This window comes from Pedococcus cremeus, assembly GCF_900111375.1.
GTDB classification, from domain to species: domain Bacteria; phylum Actinomycetota; class Actinomycetes; order Actinomycetales; family Dermatophilaceae; genus Pedococcus_A; species Pedococcus_A cremeus.
Map to the genome: position 1 here is coordinate 173,463 of NZ_FOHB01000008.1, position 19,675 is coordinate 193,137.

Annotated in this window: 19 protein-coding genes and 1 tRNA gene; 11 read left to right on the plus strand and 9 right to left on the minus strand. The window is 73.1% G+C overall.

Annotated features, from left to right (window positions below):
• Positions 1–41: 41 nt before the first annotated feature.
• Complete coding sequence (locus tag BMW78_RS15985) at positions 42–4,319, plus strand: AAA domain-containing protein (protein WP_245735906.1); 4,278 nt, start codon at positions 42–44, stop codon at positions 4,317–4,319.
• Positions 4,320–4,437: 118 nt separating this feature from the next.
• Here BMW78_RS15985 and mscL read toward each other — a convergent pair whose 3' ends face one another.
• From mscL to BMW78_RS16010, 5 genes are all read right to left on the minus strand, one after another.
• Positions 4,438–4,806, minus strand: a complete 369-nt coding sequence (gene mscL, locus BMW78_RS15990) for a large conductance mechanosensitive channel protein MscL (RefSeq protein ID WP_091761776.1) — start codon at positions 4,804–4,806, stop codon at positions 4,438–4,440.
• A 41-nt stretch (positions 4,807–4,847) separates the two neighbouring features.
• A complete protein-coding gene (locus BMW78_RS15995; RefSeq protein ID WP_177180436.1) occupies positions 4,848–5,438 on the minus strand; it encodes an SAF domain-containing protein in 591 nt (196 codons plus the stop codon).
• 144 nt (positions 5,439–5,582) lie between these two features.
• A complete protein-coding gene (locus tag BMW78_RS16000) occupies positions 5,583–6,443 on the minus strand; it encodes an S-methyl-5'-thioadenosine phosphorylase (RefSeq protein ID WP_091761780.1) in 861 nt (286 codons plus the stop codon).
• Positions 6,444–6,616: 173 nt separating this feature from the next.
• Complete coding sequence (locus BMW78_RS16005) at positions 6,617–6,904, minus strand: FmdB family zinc ribbon protein (protein ID WP_091761781.1); 288 nt, start codon at positions 6,902–6,904, stop codon at positions 6,617–6,619.
• Positions 6,905–6,993: 89 nt separating this feature from the next.
• Positions 6,994–8,523, minus strand: a complete 1,530-nt coding sequence (locus BMW78_RS16010; RefSeq protein ID WP_091761783.1) for a potassium/proton antiporter — start codon at positions 8,521–8,523, stop codon at positions 6,994–6,996.
• 79 nt (positions 8,524–8,602) lie between these two features.
• Between BMW78_RS16010 and BMW78_RS16015 the strand changes: the two genes are divergently transcribed.
• A complete protein-coding gene (locus tag BMW78_RS16015; protein ID WP_342707741.1) occupies positions 8,603–11,176 on the plus strand; it encodes a penicillin acylase family protein in 2,574 nt (857 codons plus the stop codon).
• Here BMW78_RS16015 and BMW78_RS16020 read toward each other — a convergent pair.
• Entirely contained in the window at positions 11,147–11,731 is a 585-nt protein-coding gene (locus BMW78_RS16020) for a 5-formyltetrahydrofolate cyclo-ligase (protein WP_091761787.1), read from the minus strand. The two genes, BMW78_RS16015 and BMW78_RS16020, sit on opposite strands and share 30 nt — an antisense overlap.
• 63 nt (positions 11,732–11,794) lie before the next feature.
• Here BMW78_RS16020 and galU point away from each other — a divergent pair, with 63 nt between their 5' ends.
• The 6 genes from galU to BMW78_RS16050 are packed head-to-tail and all read left to right on the plus strand — an operon-like array spanning position 11,795 to position 16,621.
• Positions 11,795–12,730 (plus strand): UTP--glucose-1-phosphate uridylyltransferase GalU, encoded by a 936-nt coding sequence (gene galU, locus BMW78_RS16025; protein WP_091761789.1) that lies wholly within the window; start codon positions 11,795–11,797, stop codon positions 12,728–12,730.
• Positions 12,727–13,947: a molybdotransferase-like divisome protein Glp gene (glp, locus tag BMW78_RS16030; RefSeq protein ID WP_091761790.1), complete on the plus strand. Its 1,221-nt coding sequence runs from the start codon at positions 12,727–12,729 to the stop codon at positions 13,945–13,947. Before galU ends, glp begins: the two co-directional genes overlap by 4 nt.
• Before the next feature lie 56 nt (positions 13,948–14,003).
• On the plus strand, positions 14,004–14,435 hold the full coding sequence (gene moaC / locus BMW78_RS16035) for a cyclic pyranopterin monophosphate synthase MoaC (RefSeq protein WP_245735918.1): 432 nt from the start codon (positions 14,004–14,006) through the stop codon (positions 14,433–14,435).
• Positions 14,432–14,911: a MogA/MoaB family molybdenum cofactor biosynthesis protein gene (locus BMW78_RS16040; protein WP_091761792.1), complete on the plus strand. Its 480-nt coding sequence runs from the start codon at positions 14,432–14,434 to the stop codon at positions 14,909–14,911. Before moaC ends, BMW78_RS16040 begins: the two co-directional genes overlap by 4 nt.
• Before the next feature lie 26 nt (positions 14,912–14,937).
• Positions 14,938–15,573, plus strand: coding sequence for a GNAT family N-acetyltransferase (locus BMW78_RS16045; RefSeq protein WP_245735908.1), 636 nt, complete (start codon positions 14,938–14,940; stop codon positions 15,571–15,573).
• A gap of 10 nt (positions 15,574–15,583) precedes the next feature.
• Positions 15,584–16,621, plus strand: coding sequence for a hypothetical protein (locus tag BMW78_RS16050; protein ID WP_091761796.1), 1,038 nt, complete (start codon positions 15,584–15,586; stop codon positions 16,619–16,621).
• Between the two features lie 53 nt (positions 16,622–16,674).
• Here the strand turns inward: BMW78_RS16050 and BMW78_RS16055 are convergent, their stop codons facing one another.
• Positions 16,675–17,115 (minus strand): DUF2231 domain-containing protein, encoded by a 441-nt coding sequence (locus tag BMW78_RS16055; RefSeq protein WP_091761798.1) that lies wholly within the window; start codon positions 17,113–17,115, stop codon positions 16,675–16,677.
• Positions 17,116–17,127: 12 nt separating this feature from the next.
• Positions 17,128–17,679 (minus strand): COG4315 family predicted lipoprotein, encoded by a 552-nt coding sequence (locus tag BMW78_RS16060; protein WP_091761800.1) that lies wholly within the window; start codon positions 17,677–17,679, stop codon positions 17,128–17,130.
• A gap of 182 nt (positions 17,680–17,861) precedes the next feature.
• On the opposite strand from BMW78_RS16060, the gene BMW78_RS16065 reads away from it, so the two are divergent.
• The 3 genes from BMW78_RS16065 to BMW78_RS16075 all read left to right on the plus strand — a co-directional run bounded on the left by BMW78_RS16065 (position 17,862) and on the right by BMW78_RS16075 (position 19,270).
• Positions 17,862–18,383 carry a sigma-70 family RNA polymerase sigma factor gene (locus BMW78_RS16065; protein WP_245735909.1) on the plus strand — a complete coding sequence of 174 codons (522 nt, stop codon included), beginning with the start codon at positions 17,862–17,864 and terminating at the stop codon, positions 18,381–18,383.
• Entirely contained in the window at positions 18,380–19,147 is a 768-nt protein-coding gene (locus BMW78_RS16070) for an anti-sigma factor family protein (protein WP_091761803.1), read from the plus strand. The genes BMW78_RS16065 and BMW78_RS16070 overlap by 4 nt, the downstream gene beginning before the upstream one ends.
• A 50-nt stretch (positions 19,148–19,197) precedes the next feature.
• A tRNA-Ala gene (locus tag BMW78_RS16075) sits at positions 19,198–19,270 on the plus strand.
• 179 nt (positions 19,271–19,449) lie between these two features.
• Here BMW78_RS16075 and BMW78_RS16080 read toward each other — a convergent pair.
• Entirely contained in the window at positions 19,450–19,674 is a 225-nt protein-coding gene (locus tag BMW78_RS16080) for a replication initiator (protein ID WP_091761804.1), read from the minus strand.
• Between the last annotated feature and the right edge of the window lies 1 nt (position 19,675).

A 19,675-nucleotide genomic window follows, 5' to 3' on the forward strand; every position in this document is an offset into this window, starting at 1 on the left:
TCACCGCGGTCGAGGCAGGGGTCGTTCGTTAGCCTGCACTGGTGATTCGGCGACGCTCCAAGCTTCCAGCCCAGCCCGCCAGCGACACGGCCCCCGCCACCGGGGAGGGCCGCGCGCCGGAGGGTGGGAGCAGCGACCTCGCCGACGGCCCCGAGAGCGCCACGGTCCCTGACGCTGACCCTGACACCGCGGCTGTCCCGAGCCCCGCGCCGGAACCCCAGACCGATCCGCGGGCGGAGCGCGTCGCCGCCGCGGTGCAGGCGTGGCAGCGCCACCTCGTCGACCTCGGCGGGCGCAACACCCTGCTCTGGTACCGCGACCTGCCCAGCGGCACCCTCGACCTGACCACCGCCCACCCCGGCGGTGTCGCCATGCTCATGGCGGGCCGCCCCACCCGCCTCTCCGACCTGATGCGCGAGCCAGCCGCGCTCGACGAGGCCCGTCGCCGTGCCCGCACCATCCGCGCCAAGACCCTCGAGCTCTCCGAGGAGCGGGGCATCGCCGCCGGCTTCATCGCCATCGGCATGGCCACCTGGACCGTGCGCGGCGCCTCCCGCCCACCGGCCGCACCCGTGCTGCTGCGCTCCTGCGTGCTCAAGCCGACCGGCGCCGCGCAGGACGACTTCAGCATCGACCTCGGCAACGACGTCGAGTTCAACCCCGTGCTCGACCACTACCTGCGCTCCGAGCAGGGCCTCGACCTCGACACCGGCGCGCTGGAGGAGATGTCGACGGCCGGCAACGGCTTCGACCCCTACCCCGTGTATGCCGCCCTGACGCGGCTCTGCGAGCAGGTGCCCGACTTCTCCGTCGCACCGCGGCTCGTGGTCGGCACGTTCTCCTACGCCAAGCTGCCGATGGTGGCCGACCTCGCCGCCCAGGGCGACGAGCTGGCCAACCACGACGTCGTGGCCGCGCTCGCCGGTGACCCGGGGGCGCTCAAGGCCGTGCGGTCGACGGTGCCCGACAGCCCGGCCGACGCCGACCCCTCCCGCGAGCACCTCATCCTCGACGCCGACTCGACCCAGCAGTCGGCCATCGACGCCGTCCGCAGCGGCGCCCACCTCGTCATCAAGGGCCCGCCCGGCACAGGGAAGTCGCAGACCATCGCCAACCTGATCGCCTCGCTCGCCGGCGAGGGCAAGCGGGTGCTCTTCGTCGCCGAGAAGCGCGCCGCCATCGACGCCGTGCTCTCCCGCCTCGAGCGGGTCGGGCTCGCCGACCTGGTGCTCGACGCCTACGACGGCGCCAGCAACAAGCGCCGGCTGGCACAGGAGTTCGGCGCCGCCCTCGAGCGGGGCACCGCCGCTGCCGAGCCCGACACCAGCGCTGTCGAGCGGGCCCTCGTCGAGCGGCGCGCCCGCCTGGTCGAGCACAGCGAGGCGCTGCACCGGGTGCGCGAGCCGTGGGGCGTCAGCGCCCACCAGGTGCAGAACGCGATCGCCACCCTCTCCGCCCGCCGCCACCCGCCGACCTCGCGCATCCGTGTGCGGGGGGAGCAGCTGACCGGGCTCAGCCGCGAGCGGGTGGACGAGCTGGCCCAGGAGCTCACCGAGGCCGCCTCGCTCGGCGCCTGGTCGACCGACGACGGCACCGACCCCTGGTACGCCGCGCGGATCAGCACCACCGAGGACGCCGTCCGCGCCCAGGAGATCACCGGCAGACTCGGCCAGAGCGGCCTGCAGGACGTGCAGAAGACCATGGACGAGGTCTTCGCCGAGGTCACCCTGCCCCAGGCCGAGCGGGTCGCCGACTGGGGAGTCGTGCTCGACACCGTGGGCCGGGTGCGCGACACCCTCGAGGTGTTCCGGCCCGAGGTGTTCGACCTCCCACTGGGCGACCTCGTGGCGGCGACCGGCACGAAGCAGTTCCGTGACGAGAACGGCGTCGCCCTGGGCTGGGTGTCGCGGTGGCGGCTGCGGCGACAGGCCCGCAGCCTGCTGCGCCCCGGCACCCCGCCGGCCGACCTGCACTCCGCACTCGTCGACGCCCAGCACCAGCGGCAGGCCTGGCACCAGATGGCCGGCGCCGGCGGGCGCCCCGAGATCCCGGTCGACCTCGACCGGGCCCGCACGGCATACGACTCCCTCGCCGACGACCTGCGCTGGCTCGGGGATCGGCTGGGCACCACCGCCGAGGGCGGCGACCTGCTGCACACCGATATGGAGGCGCTGCAGCGGCGCATGGCTGCGCTCGCGGGCCGCCCCGAGCGGCTCACCGTGCTGCCGCGCGTGCTCGGCACCCTCGACTCGCTGCGCGAGGCCGGCATGGGACCGCTCGTCGACGACCTCGCCCGCCGCAAGGTCGACGTCGACGACGTCGCCTCCGAGCTCGAGTTCGTCTGGTGGACCTCGCTCGCCGAGCACCTGACCGTGCAGGACCCGGCCTACGGCGCCCATGACGGCGACCACCTGCGCCGCATCGCCCGCGAGTACGTCGCCGCGGACCACGCCCACCTCACGGGCACCGCCGAGCGGGTGCGGGCCGCCGCCGGGCGCCGGCTGCGCGAGGTGCTGGCCGACCACCCGGAGCAGGAGTCACTGGTGCGGGCCGAGGCCGGCAAGGCCCGGCGCCACCGGCCGCTGCGCGAGATGCTCCCCAAGGCCGGCCGCACGCTGACCGCCATCAAGCCGGCCTGGGCGATGAGCCCCCTGGTCGTGGCCTCGGTGCTGCCGCCCGGTCGCTGGTTCGACGTCGTGATCTTCGACGAGGCCTCGCAGATCCCGCCCGCCCAGGCGATCTCGGCCATCTCCCGCGCCCACCAGGTCGTCGTCGCCGGTGACGAGCGGCAGCTGCCCCCGACGTCGTTCTTCACAGCGGCCGTCGACGAGGAGGGCGCCGCCGAGACCGAGACGCTCACCGAGGGCTTCGAGTCGGTGCTCGACGTGCTGGCCGCAGCCCTGCCGACCCGGCGCCTCTCGTGGCACTACCGCTCGCTCGACGAGCGGCTCATCGCCTTCGCCAACAGCCAGATGTACGACGGCAGCCTGGTCACCTTCCCCGGCACCGGCAGCGATGCCGTCGTGCGCCTCGAGGCGGTCGAGGGAGCCGGGGTCGTGCAGCCGGGCGAGGAGGCCATCGAGTCGACCGAGGCCGAGGTCGAGCGGGTCGTCGAGCTCGTGCTCGAGCACGCCCGCACCCGCCCGCAGGAGTCGCTCGGCGTCATCGCGCTGGGCATCAAGCACGCCAACCGCATCGAGGAGGCCCTGCGGCGCGCACTGTCGACCGCGGAGGGCGTCGGCGACTTCTTCGACGAGGACCGCCCCGAGCGCTTCTTCGTCAAGAACCTCGAGCGGGTGCAGGGCGACGAGCGCGACGCCGTGATCCTCTCCATCGGCTACGGCAAGACGCCGCACGGCCGGGTGCTGCACCGGTTCGGGCCGCTCAACCTCGAGGGCGGTGAGCGCCGCCTCAACGTCGCGATCACCCGCGCCCGGCGTCGCATGACCGTGGTCTCGTCGCTGCTGGCCTCCGACCTCGACCCCTCGCGCCTCAAGGCACGTGGCGCTGCGATGCTGCGCGACTTCCTCGCGTATGCCGAGTCGCAGGCGTCCGTGCTCCCGGCACCGACCGCTTCCGAGGATGCCGAGGCGGCAGCGCAGACGGAAGCGCAGACGGCGACGCCGACGCCGCAGGCCGAACCCGTGCGGGGCGAGTTCGCCCGGCGACTGCGCGAGGCGGGGCTCGTCGTGCACGAGGCGTTCGGTGGCTCGGTGCACCCGATCGACCTGGCGGTGGAGGACCCGCGCCGGCCCGGCCACGTGCTGGTGGCCGTCGAGTCCGACGGACCGGCGTATGCCGCCATGCGCAGCACCCGCGACCGCGACCGCCTGCGGGGCGAGCAGCTCGGCCGGCTCGGCTGGGAGCACGTGCGGGTGTGGAGCACGGACCTGTTCCGCGACCCGGCCCGCGACGTCGCCCGGGTGGTCGCCATCACCCATCGCACCTCCGAGGGCGCGCGCGGTGGTGCGCCGGTCGGGGCGGACAATGGGTCCGTGGCAGAGCAGGACGCATCGGCACAGGACCAGCCGCAGGCGGAGCTCGGGACGGCGGACGACGCCGAGCTCGAGACCACTGCGGACGAGCAGCCCGACGAGCGGAGCGCCGAGGCGGAGGAGGGCACGCTCTTCCCCGAGCCGGCAGCCGAGCCCGCACCGGAGGACGAGGGCAGGAAGCGGCGGGGCCTGCGCCGGAAGTCGAAGCGGGCTCCCGAGCAGACGCGGGACGACACCGACGCCGGATGGGGTGAGCTGTTCGACTCCAGCGCCCACGACCGGTGGCTGGAGGAGCAGCGTCCCCCGCACTGGGGCCGCGACTGAACTGGCTGACCCCGCCTTGGTCATTCCGACTTCTGGCCACTGACGCGGCATGCCCCAGCTGAATGTCCGGGGTAAGCCGAGCCGGTGGCCAGAAGTCGTTGGACGGGGCGGTGGAGGACTAGGCGGTGGGGCGGCCGGCCAGCAGGTCGCGGATCTCCTTGAGCAGCTGGACGTCCTCCGGGGGAGCGGCGTCCACCTCCTTGCGGACGAAGCGGTTGCGCGCAGCCTCGTAGGGCTTGACCACGAAGAAGTAGACGACGAAGGCAATGAGCAGGAAGGCGAACAGGGCAGAGAGGAACGGCCCCACCTTGGTCAGCCCGAAGACCTCCCACTTGTCGAAGTTGGGGGCGCCTCCCGCCTTGGCGATGATCTCGAGCAGCATGTCGGTGAAGGCCTTGACGACCGTGGCGAAGGCCGCGCCAATGATGAACGCGACGGCAAGCTCCACGAGATTGCCGCGCATGATGAAGTCCTTGAAGCCCTTCATGTACTGCCCCGCCCTTCAGTTGACCGATGGTGCCTGTGGGCTCACCGTAGCGACGGACTGCCGCGCAGGACCACCACGAGGCCAGCACCACCGACCGCGTCGGGCGGCGCGCTCGCCAGGCGAGCAGCCTGCCGGTCGTCGACCGCGGCCACGATGCCGCCGCCGGTGCCGGGGACGCCGGTGAGGCCGCCACTCCCGGACGGTGTGTCGACCGACAGCACGGTCACCGCGCTGGCCAGCACCTCACCGGTCGAGGCGAGCAGGTCGACGGTGTCGCCGGCGCCCACCATGGCCAGGGCACCGGCGTCGGCGACGGGCACGTGCACGGCTCGTGCACCGTCGTCACGCCCGTCGAGCAGGCCCGGGCCGAGCACGCGGCCCGCCGTCAGCACCTCGCCGGCCGTGACGGGCGCGGCCAGCCGGCGCCCGGAGACCTCGCCGGGGTCGTGCACCGGCCGCCCGGGGGCGAAGCCGGCCGGCCGCTGCTGCGCCACCAGGTCGCCCGGGCGCAGCAGGTGACCGGCCGGCAGGTCACGCGCCGCGACCACCACCGCGGTCCGTGGCCCTCCCTCAGGGGTGCGTGCGACGGCGACGCACCCGAGCACCGCCGCGCCGGCCAGGACCGCCGACACCGCGCGTCGCAGCAGCCGTCGCCGCCACGCGCCCCGACGTCCCGCACCCAGCAGCGCGGTGCCCTGAAGTGCTCCTCCCGACCAGGCCCTTCCCGACAATGCCCTTCCCGACAACGTGCCTCCCCCCAGGCGTCGCACGACGGCTCAGCCGGGAAGCGGGGCAGGCAGGGTGATGCCGTCGAGGGCGCGACGGCACGGGCAGGAGGCCGTGGCGTCGGGCTCGGTCTCGGGCATCGCGGCCAGCGTCGAGCGGAGCAGCTGCTTGAGGCCCTCGACGTTCTTGGCGAAGACGCGCAGCACCTCCTCGTGGGTCACGGCCTCGCCGCCGTGCACCCCGGCGTCGTGGTCGGTGACCAGCGCGATGGTGGTGAAGCACATGGCCAGCTCGCGGGCGAGGGCCGCCTCCGGCATGGCCGTCATGCCCACGACGGTCCAGCCCGCCTGCTGGTGCCAGCGCGACTCGGCCTTCGACGAGAAGCGGGGACCGTTGATGACGACGAGCGTGCCGCCGTCCTCGACCTGCTTGCCCGCGGCCCGGGCAGCGTCGACGACGACCTTCCGACCGTGGGGACAGTACGGGTCGGCGAAGCCGACGTGGACGACCGGTCCCTCCTCCTCGTAGAGCGTGTGCGCCCGGCCCCAGGTGCGGTCGACGACCTGGTCGGGGACCACGATGGTGCCGGGGCCGAGCTCCTCGCGGAGCGACCCCACCGCACACGGAGCCAGGACCTGCCGCACCCCCACCGACCGCAGCGCCCACAGGTTGGCGCGGTAGTTGACCTTGTGCGGCTGGAACCGGTGGTCGTGGCCGTGCCGGGCGAGGAAGGCCACCCGTCGGCCCTCGAGCTCGCCGATCACCAGGTCGTCGCTCGGGTCGCCGAACGGGGTCGTCACCGGCACCCGCTCGGCGTGGGTGAGGAACTCGTAGAAGCCGGAGCCGCCGATGACGCCGAGGTCGGCGCGCGGGGCGTCCGCCGGGGGAGCCGCGGGGGAGGTCTCAGTCATGGGCCGAGCCTACGAGGCCCGGCCCCCGTGCCGCCCGGGGTGCGGCGGGCTGTGGAAGCCGGGACGCGGCATACCCGCTTGTGGACGGTGCCGGTCGGCACGCGTCACCCGAAGTCTGGGACTTCGGCCGTCACAGGCCGAGGAGACCCGAAGTCTGGGACTTCGGCTCAGCGTCAGGCGGCGGAGCCGTCCGCGGACGACGACGAGGACGACGACGAGGAGGAAGACGACTTCCCGGAGGACTTCCCGGACTCGGATGACGCCGGCACCGACGCGGAGGAGCCGCTGCGCGAGTCGGTGCGGTAGAAGCCGCCACCCTTGAACACGACGCCCACCGCGTTGAACAGCTTGCGCAGCCGGCCCTCGCACTGGGGGCACTGCGTCAAGGAGTCCTCGCTGAAGGACTGGAAGGTCTCGAAGCGGTGGTCGCACTCGGTGCACGCGTAGGCGTACGTGGGCACGATGTCCTCCCGGGGATTAGCACTGAGGGTCTTCGAGTGCCAAGTATACGTCGTCGTGGCAGGTCAGCCCGCCACGATCGGCCGGCCCCTCAGCCGCCGCGGCTCCACCCGGCCAGCCGGCCGTTCTCGCTGACCGAGCGCACCCGCTCCTCGACCTTCTTGCGGGTCTCGCCCGTCGCCACGATGAGCAGCTGGTCGCCGCGGCGGATGGCGGTGTTGGGCGCGGGCACGAACCCCGAGCCGCCCCGCACGACGAGGGTGACGTTGGCGCCCTGCGGCAGGCGCAGCTCGAACACCTCGACGCCGTGCAGCTTCGAGGCCGGGCCGACGCTGACCTGGAAGAGCTCGGCGTTCAGCTCCTCGAGGGGCGTGGACTCCACGGCCAGGTTCAGCGCCTGGTAGGTGTCGGTGACGCCGAGCTTGCGCGCCACCCAGGGCAGCGTCGGCCCCTGCACGAGGGTGAAGACGACGACGAGCACGAAGACCAGGTCGAAGATCCACCGGACGTCGGGGGCGCCGAGGGTGAGCGGCACGGTGGCGAGCACGACCGGAACCGCGCCGCGCAGGCCCGCCCACGACAGGAAGGCCTGGTCGCGCCAGCCCACGCGGAACGGCGTCATCGACACGACCACCGACAGCGGCCGGGCCAGCAGCAGGAGCACCAGGCCGATGACGATGGCCGGCACCAGCTGGGCGCCCATGCCGGCCGGCGAGGCCAGCAGGCCGAGCAGCACGAACAGCCCGATCTGGGCGAACCAGCCGAGCGACGTCGCGAACGCCGAGACCGCCTGGCGGTGGGGGAGGGCCATGTTGCCCAGCACCAGCGCGGCCAGGTAGCAGGCGATGAACCCGCTGGTGTGCACGGCCGCCGCCGCGGCATACGCGAGCACGGTCAGCGCCATGATCCCGATCGAGAACAGGCCCGAGGAGCCGGAGGCGACCCTCCGCATGAACTGACCACCGAGCCACCCGACCGCGAGGCCGACGACGGCACCGCCCGCCAGCTCGGCGCCTGCGTGCCACGCCAGCACCCACCACGCCTCGGCGTGCGAGGGGTCGGTGCTCGCGGTGGCCAGGGCCGTCACGGCGATGACCACCGGCGCGTCGTTGAAGCCCGACTCCGCCTCGAGCAGGCCGGTGATCCGGCGTGGCAGCGGCACCCGGCGGAGCACCGAGAAGACGGCGGCCGCGTCGGTGGAGCTGAGGATGGCACCGACCATGAGCGCGGTGACCCACGGCAGGTCGAGCAGGAAGCGGCACGCCGACCCGACGACGGCGACCGAGACGACGACGCCGACGGTCGACAGCGCCGCGGCCGGTGCCACGGAGTTCTTGATGCCGTCCCACTTGGTGCTCAGCCCACCCTCGGCGAGGATCAGGACCAGCGCGGCGTACCCGAGCACCTGGGTGAGCTCGGTGTTGTCGAAGTTGATGCCGAACCCGGACTCGCCGATGGCCAGCCCGATGGCGAGGTAGAGCAGCAGCGACGGCAGCCCGGACTTGACCGACAGGCGCACCGCGGCGACCGAGACGAGCAGGACGAGCGAGCCCACGAGGAGGGCGAGGGTGAGGTCGTGCAGGCTGAAGCCGCCCTGTGCCGCGAGGAAAGTCGCGTCCACGGCCCCGTCACGTCCTCTCGATCGCGGTGTGTCCTAGTCTCGCAGGGTGTCGCGCGCCATTGTTGTCCGTCGTATCGCCGTGTCTGTCGCCGCCCTCGTCGTCGTGCTCCTCGTGGTGGCCGCCATCCTCGGTGTCACCTGGGTGCGCCGGCCCTTCCCGACGACGGACGGCCAGATCTCCATCCCCGGGCTCACGGGCAAGGTCACGGTGCTGCGCAACGACCGTGGCGTGCCGCAGATCTACGCCGACAACGCCCAGGACCTGTTCCGCGCGCAGGGCTTCGTGCACGCCCAGGACCGCTTCTTCGAGATGGACCTGCGCCGCCACATCACCGCCGGCCGGCTCTCCGAGATGGTTGGCAAGTCGGGGCTCGAGACCGACAAGGTCATCCGCACCATGGGCTGGCGCCGGGTCGCCGAGGAGGAGCTGCCGAAGCTCGCCCCCGAGACCCGTCGCTACCTGCAGGCCTACTCCGACGGCGTCAACGCCTACATCGACCGGCAGGGCAGCCCCTCGCGGATGGCCCTGGAGTACGTCGTGCTCGGCCAGCAGGTCAAGGACTACCGCGTCGAGCAGTGGACGCCCGCCGACTCGCTCGCCTGGCTCAAGGCGATGGCCTGGGACCTGCGCGGCGACTACGAGAGCGAGCTCATGCGGGCCCGGCTCGTCGGCCGCGTGCCGATCCCGCAGATCAACGAGCTCTTCCCGGCCTACCCCTACGGCAAGCACAAGCCGATCCTGTCCCAGCAGGCCTGGAGCCCGAAGGGTGAGGGACAGCAGAGCGCCGCGTCCGCCGTGCCCGGCGCCCGCGTCCCGAGCGCCGTGCCGCTGCAGGAGCGCACGACCCCGGGGGCGGAGAAGGCGTATGCCGCGGTGCAGCACGCGCTCGAGGCCGTGCCCCAGACGATCGGCCGGGGTCCGGGCGTGGGGTCCAACTCGTGGGTCGTCGGGCCTGAGCACTCCAGCACCGGGAAGCCGTTGCTGGCCAACGACCCGCACCTCGGCTTCAACATCCCCGGCATCTGGTACCAGGTCGGCCTGCACTGCCGCTCGCTCAGCCAGAGCTGCCCGTTCGACGTCAGCGGCTTCTCGTTCTCGGGACTGCCCGGTGTCGTGATCGGGCACAACCAGCAGATCGCCTGGGGCTTCACCAACCTCGACCCCGACGTCACCGACTTCTACCTCGAGCAGGTCCGCGGCGGCACCTACCAGCGCGACGGCAAGTACATCCCGCTCGAGCAGCGCACCGAGACCATCAAGGTCGCCGGCGAGGGTGACCACACCATCACCGTGCGCAGCACGGTGCACGGGCCGATCATGTCGGAGGCGATCAGCGACATCGGCGAGGCGGGCGACCGGGCCCCGGTGTCCGGGCGGCAGAGCGCCGGCAAGTACGAGGTCTCTCTGGCGTGGACCGGCCTGGTGCCCAACAAGACCGCCGACGCGATCTTCGGGCTCAACAAGGCCACCAGCTTCCAGCAGTTCCGTGACGCCGCCAAGTCGTTCGCCGTGCCGAGCCAGAACCTCGTCTACGCCGACCGCGACGGCCACATCGGCTACCAGGCCCCCGGCATGGTGCCGATCCGCCGCTCGGACACCCCGGGCGCGGTGCCGGGCTACTGGCCGACCGCCGGGTGGCGCTCGGCCTGGGACTGGAAGGGCTACGTGCCGTTCGACCAGATGCCCTGGGCCTACGACCCGCCCGAGGGCATGATCGTCACCGCGAACCAGGCGGTGACGGCCAGCCCGACGCCGTTCCTCACCACCGAGTGGGACTACGGCTTCCGGGCCCAGCGGATCCGCTCGCTGCTCGAGAAGGAGCAGAAGGTCACGCCCCAGCGGATGAGCCAGATCCAGGCCGACACCCGGAGCGAGTTCGCGGCGACCCTCACCAAGCGGCTGCTCGACATCGACCTCGACGACGACCCGTTCACGAAGGAGGGCCAGGACCTCCTGCGCGGCTGGGACTTCACCAACCCGATCGGTGACTCCGACGCCAGCGCCGCCGCGGCCTACTTCAACGCCGTCTGGAGCAACCTGGTCGACCTGACCTACAACGACGAGCTGCCCAAGGACCTGCGGGCCAACGGCGGCGACCAGTGGATGCAGGCGACCCTCAACCTGCTCGACAAGCCGCGCGACGCCTGGTGGGACAACAAGCTCACGCCCGGCGTCACCGAGGGCGCGACCGAGATCATGCGCCAGGCCCTGGTCCAGGCCCGCTTGGACCTGACCCGCGAGCTCGGCAAGGACCCGGGCGAGTGGGAGTGGGGCAAGCTGCACAAGCTGACGCTGAAGCACAAGGTGCTCGGGTCCGACACCGTGCCCGGTCCGGTCCGCATGCTGTTCAACCGCGGCCCCTTCCAGGTGCCCGGCGGCTCGGCCATCGTCAACGCGATGGGCTGGGACGCCAGCCAGGGCTACGACGTCCGCACCGGTCCGTCGATGCGGATGGTCGTGGACCTCGGCAACCTCGACCGGTCGACGTGGGTCAACGCCACCGGCAACAGCGGCCACGCCTTCAACGACCACTACGACGACCAGGTCGGGGCGTGGTCCAAGAACGAGACGTTCCCGTGGCCGTTCTCCGAGAAGGCGGTTCGCGCGGAGGGTGGCGACGACCTAGAGCTGGTCCCCGGCTCGTCGCAGTGAGCGCACCGGCCCGTCGGCGGTGATGACCTCCGGGATGGGCAGGTCGTGCGGCTCGGCGGGCAGGTCGCCGTCGCGCACCTCCCAGGGGTGCACCAGCGCCACCATGCGAGCCCGGGGGGAGCGGGGCAGCACCCGGTCGTAGCAGCCGCCGCCCTGGCCCATGCGGGTGCCGGCGTGGTCGAGGGAGAGCGCCGGCACGAACACCACGCGGCACCACCCGACGGCGTCCTTCCCCAGCGGCTCGTCGGTGTCGGCCTCCGCCCAGTCGAGGTCGAGGTCGGGCAGCGTGATCGGCACCATGACCCGTATGCCGCGCGCCCGCAGTGCCTCGACGAGGGCGTGGGTGGGTGGCTCCACCGGGATCGACTCGTAGGTGCTGACCCACTCGCCCGGCCGCACGCCGACCTCGTCCACCACGGCCAGGCCGGCACGGGCGATGGCGGCCGCGTCGGCCGCCCGGTCACGGAGCGGCGCCCGCTCGCGTCGCTCGGCACGGAACTGCGCGCGCAGGGCGCGCTTGACCTCCCTGGCCGACCCGGCGGCATACCCCGTCACAGGCACAGTGTGACGTTCCCGGACCCGCCGTGCGGCATGGAGGCTCCCAAGTAGGGTGAGCGCATGAGTGTCACGAAGGCCGTCATCCCCGCTGCTGGACTGGGCACCCGCTTCCTGCCCGCCACCAAGGCGACCCCGAAGGAGATGCTGCCGGTCGTCGACAAGCCGGCCATCCAGTACGTCGTGGAGGAGTCGGTGCGCGCGGGCCTCGACGACCTGCTGGTCATCACCGGGCGCAACAAGGGGGCCCTCGAGGACCACTTCGACCGCAACTGGGAGCTCGAGGCCGCGCTGGAGGCCAAGGGTGACGAGCACCGGCTCAAGCGGGTCCGCGAGTCGGCCGACCTCGGCAAGGTGCACTTCGTGCGGCAGGGCCAGCCGCTCGGCCTCGGGCACGCGGTGCTGGTCGCCAAGGACCACGTCGGCGACCAGCCGTTCGCCGTCCTGCTCGGTGACGACCTCATCGACGCCCGCGACCACCTGCTCGAGGAGATGGTGCGGGTCCGTGAGGAGAAGGGCGGCAGCGTCATCGCCCTCATGGAGGTGCCGCCCGAGTCGGTGAACCTCTACGGCTGCGCCGCCGTCGAGCAGGTCGAGGGTGACGTCGTGAAGGTGACCGGCCTCGTCGAGAAGCCCTCCCCCGAGGAGGCGCCGAGCAACCTCGCCATCATCGGCCGCTACGTGCTCGACCCGTCGGTCTTCGAGGTGCTCGAGCACACGAAGCCGGGGCGTGGCAACGAGATCCAGCTGACCGACGCGCTCGCCGAGCTGGCCGCCTCCGACAAGCCCGGCGGTGGTGTGCACGGTGTCGTGTTCCGCGGCCGCCGCTACGACACCGGCGACCGGCTCGACTACCTCAAGGCCGTCGTGAAGCTGGGCCTGGTGCACCCCGAGCTCGGCAGCGACTTCAGCGCCTGGCTCGATGCGTTCTGCGAGGAGCGCACGGTCGGCGAGGCCGTCGACGGCGACCGCGCGGAGCAGGCCGCCACCCGCTCATGATCTCGGTCGAGGAGCACCTCGGGCGGATCCTGCAGGCGGTCCGGCAGCTGCCGCCCACCGAGAGCGGCCTGCTCGAGGCGCAGGGGTGCGTGCTCGCCGAGGACGTCACCGCGTCGGTGCAGCTGCCCGGGTTCACCAACTCGGCGATGGACGGGTACGCCGTGCACGCGGCGGACCTCGAGGGCGCCTCGGAGGACGACCCGGTCGTGCTGCCGGTGGTCGCCGACATCGCAGCCGGCAACACCAACGCCCTGACGCTGGCCCCGGGCCAGACCATGCGGATCATGACCGGCGCCCCGCTGCCGCAGGGCGCCGACGCCGTCGTGCCGGTCGAGCTCACCGACGGCGGCGTCGCCAAGGTCGCGCTGCACGCCGCGCCCGCCGTGGGCCAGCACGTGCGCGAGGCGGGGGAGGACGTTCGGGCCGGCGAGGTCATCCTGCGCGCGGGCGCCCTGCTCGGGCCGGGCCAGGTGGCCCTGCTCGCCGCGGCCGGCACCGCACGCGTGCGGGTGGTGCCCAAGCCGCGGGTCGTGGTGCTCTCCACCGGCGACGAGCTCGTCGAACCGGGCAGGGAGCCCGGGTTCGGCCAGGTCGTCGACTCCAACTCGGTGATGCTGGTCGCCGCCGCCCGCGCGGTCGGCGCCACCCCGCACCGCGTCGGCGGGGTGCCCGACGACGCGCGCCAGCTCACGGAGGCCCTCGAGGCCCAGCTGCAGCGGGCCGACGCCATCATCACCACCGGCGGGGTCAGCATGGGCGCCTTCGACACCGTCAAGGAGGTGCTCTCCAAGGTGGGCACCGTGCAGTTCGACAAGGTCGCCATGCGACCCGGTATGCCGCAGGGCTTCGGGGTGCTCGGCGCCGCGCAGGTGCCCGTCTTCACCCTGCCCGGCAACCCGGTGAGCGCCCTCGTCTCCTTCCACGTGTTCGTCGCCCCCGCGCTGCGGGCGATGGCCGGGCGCCCCGAGAAGGCCTGGCCGCCCGGGTTCGTGCCGGCCACCGCCGCCGCCTCGTGGCCGTCGGTGGAGGGGAAGATGGAGTTCACCCGGGTCGTGCTCGACGGCGACCGGGTGCGTCCCGCCGGCGGCCAGGGCTCCCACATGCTCGGCGCGCTCGCCGCCGCCGACGCGCTCGCCGTCGTGCCGCCCGAGATGGCCCGGGTCGAGGAGGGCGACGAGCTGCTCTGCCTGCCCCTGCTCGGGACGGACGCGCCGTGACCGAGCAGGTGTCGGGCGAGAAGCTGACCCACGTGCGGGAGGACGGCTCGGCCCACATGGTCGACGTCTCCGCCAAGCAGGTGACGGCCCGGCAGGCGAGTGCCAAGGGCCGGGTCCTGTTGTCGGACGTCGCGGTTCGCGCCCTGCGCGCCGGCAACGTGCCCAAGGGTGACGCGCTCGCGGTCGCCCGCATCGCCGGCATACAGGCGGTCAAGCGGACGCCCGACCTGATCCCGTTGGCGCACCCGATCGCGGTGCACGCCGTCGAGGTCGACCTCGAGGTGGTCGACGAGGGCGTGGCCATCGCGGCGACCGTGCGGACCGCTGACCGCACCGGCATCGAGATGGAGGCCCTCACCGCGGTGAGCGTGGCCGCCCTCACGGTGATCGACATGGTCAAGGCCGTCGACCGGCACGCACGCATCACCGATGTGCGGGTCACGGCCAAGTCCGGCGGCCGGTCCGGCGACTGGGAGGAGGAGGCGTGAGCGCACCCCGCGCTGCCGTCATCACCTGCTCGACGCGGGCGGCCACCGGCGTCTACGAGGACAAGGGTGGTCCGCAGATCACCGCTGCCCTGCGCGAGTGGGGCCTCGACGCCGCCGACCCCGTGGTGGTGGCCGACGGCGAGGCCGTCACGAAGGCGATCGCCGCGGCGCTCGCCGAGCGGCCCGCCGTGCTGATCACCACCGGCGGCACCGGGCTGACCCCGACCGACCGCACCCCGGAGGCCACGGCGCCCTTCATCACCCAGGAGGTGCCCGGCATCGCGGAGGCCCTGCGCGCGGCGGGGATCGCCGGCGGCGTGCCGGCCGCGATGCTCTCGCGGGGGATCACCGGTCTGGCCGGCTCCACCCTCGTGGTCAACCTGCCCGGCTCCTCCGGCGCGGTGCGCGACGGACTGGCCGTGCTCGGTCCCGTGATGCCGCACATCCTGTCCCAGATCGGCGGCGGCGACCACTGATGGTGCGCTGGCCGGTGGTGGTGCGGGTGACCACACCCGCCGGACAGCCCATCGAGCTCGGGCCCCTGCGGCGCCGTGACCACGCCGAGTGGCGCGCGGTCCGGTCCGAGAACCGGCGCTGGCTGGAGCGGTGGGAGGCCACCTCCCCGGACGGTCGTGGCCCGGACCTCAGCTACGGCGCCCTGGTCCGCCACTACAACCGCGAGGCCCGCACGGGTCGGTCGGTGCCCTTCACGATCCGTGCCGACGGGCGGATCGTCGGCCAGATGCACCTCTTCGGGGTCTCGTGGGGCTCGTTGCTGTCGTGCGCCGCGGGCTACTGGGTGGCGCAGCCCGTGGCCGGCCGTGGCATCGCCCCCACCGCGCTCGCCGCCGTGGTCGACCACGCCATGGGCGAGATGGGCCTTCACCGGGTGGAGGTCAACATCCGCCCCGACAACCTGCCGAGCCTGGCGGTCGTGCACAAGCTCGGCTTCCGCGACGAGGGCGTGCGCGAGCGCTACCTGCACATCAACGGGGAGTGGCGCGACCACCGGACGTTCGCACTGACCCGGGAGGACCTCGGCGGCCTGACCCTGCTGGAGCGTTTTCACAGAAACAACAGCAGTCACATTGGCGACACACCGCCGCACGTCCACGGCGGCGACCCGACAGGGACCTAACGTCGTCTCCGTGCAGCCCAGCAGTCTTGTTTTCCTTGTCATCATTGCGATCTGGGCTGCCTATTTCGTCCAGCACTGGGTCCGCCGCCGCGAGCACCTCGCGACCGCCCGCTCCGTCGACCGGTTCTCCGAGTCGATGCGCGTCCTCGAGCACCGGGCGGCGCTCCCCGTCGCGGATCTGTCTGCGCCGCAACCGCGTTCGTATGCCGTGAGCCCGGCTCGCCCGGCGCGTCCGGAGATCCTCGTCAAGCGCGCCGGCCGTGCGCCGGAGACCGTGGAGGCCGTGGGAGCCTCGGCCGCCGGTCGCGCGGGTGCTCCGGGTGACGCCTCGTCGGCGCAGGACGCCGCAGCGCCGCAGCGCCAGTCCGTCGCTCCGAGCCGCCGGGTCCGGGGGCTGACCCTGCTGGGCTCCCTCGCCTCGGTGCTCGTCTTCCTCGTGCTCGCCGCCTTCGGTGTGCTGCCGTGGCTGGCGGTGCTCGCGCCCGTCGCCGCCGTCGGTGGAGCGCTGGTGTGGGTCCGCAGTGGCGTCGCCGCCGAGCAGGCGGCACGTCGGGCCGCCCGCGCCGGTGGCCCTGCGCTGGACAACGGCTCCGCCGGCGTGCGCCCCGGCGCCGCTCGCCCGGCCCGCACCGCTGGGCGCCCGGCGGGGTCTGCCCACGCCTCCCGGGTGCCGCAGGCCCGCCCCGAGCCCTCGGCCTCCGTCTCCTCCTCGGCCCCGCAGCGCGGTGAGGCCGAGCAGGCCGACCCCGAGCCGGCCACGGTCCGCGACTCCTTCTACGACGTCGAGGCGGTCGAGCGTGCGTCTGGCCCCCACCAGACCGTGCATTCCCCGGCCGCCGCGGTCGCGGGCCAGCAGGTGCCGGTCGGTCCGCTGGTGGACGAGGACGACATCCCGCTGACGTGGGACCCGGTGCCGGTGCCGCGCCCGACCTACACGATGAAGGCCGTCGTGCCGCGCACCCAGGCGCCCCCGGTGGGGCACGGTGTGCCCCCGGAGATGGCCGACGCGGCATACGACGAGCCGGTGCGCAGGGTGGCCGGCGCCTGACCGGCCGTTCCCTCCGACCGGGCGTTCCCCCGAACGGCCGTCACCCAGACTGCTCAGCGGTTGCCCCACACCGCGCGGGCCCCTGCCTCGCCGGTGAGGGCGACCACCGTTGCCGTGCCGACCGCAGCGACGACCACGGCCACGGCCAGGAGGCGTCCCGGACCTCCCGGCCGCGGCTGACGGCGCAGGTACAGCCACTGCGCCGTCGTCGTGACGGCCAGCGCCGCCGCCCACGGGAGCACCTGCTGGCCGAGGCTGCGGTGGTGCGCGATGAAGGGCGGGTTGCCCAGGTGGGCCGCCAGTGCGTTCCCGGCGGCGGTGGTCAGGGGCACCGCCGCCATGCCGACCACGGCACCCAGCGGCACGAGGAAGGTGAGCTTGCGCTGGGCCGCCGGCCAGACGCTGACGAGCACGGCGGCCACCGCGGTGAGGGGTAGGAGCACCACGACGAGGTGCACGAGCAGGACGTGGGCGGGCAGCCCGTTGACCGTCACGACGAGCCGCGCTCAGTAGCCGCCGCTGCCACTGCCGCCGGACGACTGGGTGACCATCGTCCCGTCGGGCCGCAGGACGTACCAGACGCCACCCACGCCCTGGCCCTTGACGTCACCGGGCTGCGTGTCGGGGGCGTAGGTGTAGATGGGGCGGCTGTTCACAGTGAGCTGCTTCGAGCCGTCGGGGCGGGTGATGGTGCCGAGCTTGCCGGTCACGCCGGTGGCGGTCGGTGTCGTGGCGGTCGTCGTGATGGCGGGCCACAGCTGCAGGCACTGCCCGGTGCAGGTGCTGGTGCCGGAGCCGGCTTTGTCGTTGGTGAAGTAGTAGGCCGTCATGCCCTTTCCGTCGACGACGATGCGTCCGAGGCTGCTGTCGGCTGTCTTGAGCGCGCCGCTCGCCTGGGGCGCGGCGGCCTTGGCGGGCGTCTTCGCGGCGGTGGTCGGCGACTGGGTACCGCTGTTCGACGAGCCGCAACCGGCCAGTGCCAGCAGGGCCACGGCGGCGGTGGGCAGGAGCAGTCGGGCCCGATTCTGGTGTCGGACGAGGTGCGGTGCTGGGACCATCTCGGTGTCCTCTCGGGATCGACGGGTCGGTGGTGATCTGCCCGTGAGGACGAGACGGCGGGGCCCGAGGTTCATGTCACCCCACGGTGAACCAGACCGGGGGCTGTCTCGTCTTCCCACCAAACGGCTGTACGTCGCGCGACCGCGGCGAGACGATCGGGACGGCGGGAGGATGCGTGGGAGTGAGCCAGCGAGCAGTGGCGCAGCGCGAAGCCGCGCTGCGCGGGCTGCACGACCGGCACGCGCCGGAGCTCTGGCGTTTTGCGCTGCACCTGACCCACGACCCGCAGGCCGCCGAGGACGTCGTGCAGGAGACCCTCCTGCGGGCGTGGAACGACCCCGGCCTGGAGGGGCGCAGTGATGCCGCCGCCCGGGCCTGGCTGTTCACCGTGACCCGTCACATCGTCGTCGACCGCTGGCGCAGCGCGGCGTCCCGCCACGAGCGGGGGACCGCCGACGTCACCGACTCGCCGGTGCCCGACGCGACGTCCGAGGTGCTCGACCGCTGGTTGATCGCGGACGCACTGGGATCGCTGTCGGCCGAGCACCGGGCCGTGATCACCGCGGCCTACTACGAGGGAAGGACGGTGGCCGAGATCGCCGAGTCGCTGCGGGTGCCGGCCGGCACGGTGAAGTCGAGGCTCCACTACGGGCTGCGCAGCCTGCGCCTCGTGCTGCAGGAGAAGGGGGTGACCCGACCATGAGCGGGCTGGACCGGTACGCCGACTGGGACGCGGCATACGTCCTGGGTTCGCTCTCAGGCGCCGAGCGCCACGAGTACGAGGAGCACCTGGCCCGGTGCCCGGCCTGCCGTCGTGCGGTGGCCGAGCTGGCCGGTATGCCGGGGCTGCTCGCCCGGGTGCCCGCCCAGGAGGCGCTCGCGCTCGACACGCTGGACGACGAGGTCCTGCGCGCCGAGCCGCCCGCCTCCCTGATGCCCGTGCTCCCGGTGGTGGAGGGGACGTCGTACCGGCGGCGTGACTGGCGGGTGCCGGCCGCGGCTGCCGCGGCCGCCCTGGCCATCGGAGGAGTCGGCGGGTATGCCGTGTCCGCGGCGACCGGCGGGGGCGAGCGGCCGCCGGTCGCCGTCTCCTCCAACGGCCCCACGCGGTTGGCGTTCTCGCCTGTCATCCCGTCGTCCATGACCGCAGTCGTCGACCTCGTCCCGTCAGGGCGGGGGACGCAGGTGCAGGTGGAGTGCCAGTACGCCGCGACCGGGCCCTCCCCGACCTCCACCAGCCGGCCGATGGGGGCCAAGGACTACGACCCCGCGTGGGCCTGGGCCGACTACGCCGTGTGGGTCGTGGACCGGCACGGCAAGGCGGTCCAGGGCGCGGTGTGGACGGCTCGGCCCGACAAGGTCATGCGCCCCAGCGCGCCGTCGGCCCTCGCGCCCCGCGACATCGCCGCGGTGGAGATCCGGCTGGTCGCCACCGGTGAGACGGTGATGCGCGCCGCCAACACGTGAGCCGGTTCGTGTCCTCCGGCGGCTCGGTGTTACAGTTTCGTCCGCATCGAGGGGCTGTGGCGCAGTTGGTAGCGCGTCTCGTTCGCAATGAGAAGGTCAGGGGTTCGAATCCCCTCAGCTCCACAGAATGAAAATGGACCGGACACGCTTTTCGTCCGGTCCTTTTTCATTCTCTGGATGTGTATGGGGGGATTCGGGAGGAGGAGCGAGGGACGAGCGACGACGGCTCCCCTCAGCTCCACCCGACGGAAACCCCGTCTGACCAGCGCAAACGCGTGAGGTCGGGCGGGGTTCTTCCTTTGTCATTCCGACCCTGCCTCTTTTCGTGTGCCCCCGGCGTGCCCCCGAGCGTTGAGACGCTCCAGTCCGGCCCGGTCGGCGGGGGTGCCGAGGTGGTGCAGGTAGAGGGCGATCGTGAACCGGCGCCACAGCTCCGGCGCCCACCACTGCCACACCACCTGCGCGGCGTAGTCGTAGCAGTCGGGGCACAGCGGCTGCCCCACCCCCGGGTCGTCGTCGCCGTGCACC

Bases quoted from the DNA above. Each gene is read 5' to 3' on its own strand.
- mscL (WP_091761776.1), bottom strand. From the start codon at position 4,806: ATGAAGGGCTTCAAGGACTTCATCATGCGCGGCAATCTCGTGGAGCTT.
- BMW78_RS16000 (WP_091761780.1), bottom strand. From the start codon at position 6,443: ATGACTGAGACCTCCCCCGCGGCTCCCCCGGCGGACGCCCCGCGCGCC.
- galU (WP_091761789.1), top strand. From the start codon at position 11,795: ATGAGTGTCACGAAGGCCGTCATCCCCGCTGCTGGACTGGGCACCCGC.
- glp (WP_091761790.1), top strand. From the start codon at position 12,727: ATGATCTCGGTCGAGGAGCACCTCGGGCGGATCCTGCAGGCGGTCCGG.
- moaC (WP_245735918.1), top strand. From the start codon at position 14,004: ATGGTCGACGTCTCCGCCAAGCAGGTGACGGCCCGGCAGGCGAGTGCC.
- BMW78_RS16060 (WP_091761800.1), bottom strand. From the start codon at position 17,679: ATGGTCCCAGCACCGCACCTCGTCCGACACCAGAATCGGGCCCGACTG.
- BMW78_RS16070 (WP_091761803.1), top strand. From the start codon at position 18,380: ATGAGCGGGCTGGACCGGTACGCCGACTGGGACGCGGCATACGTCCTG.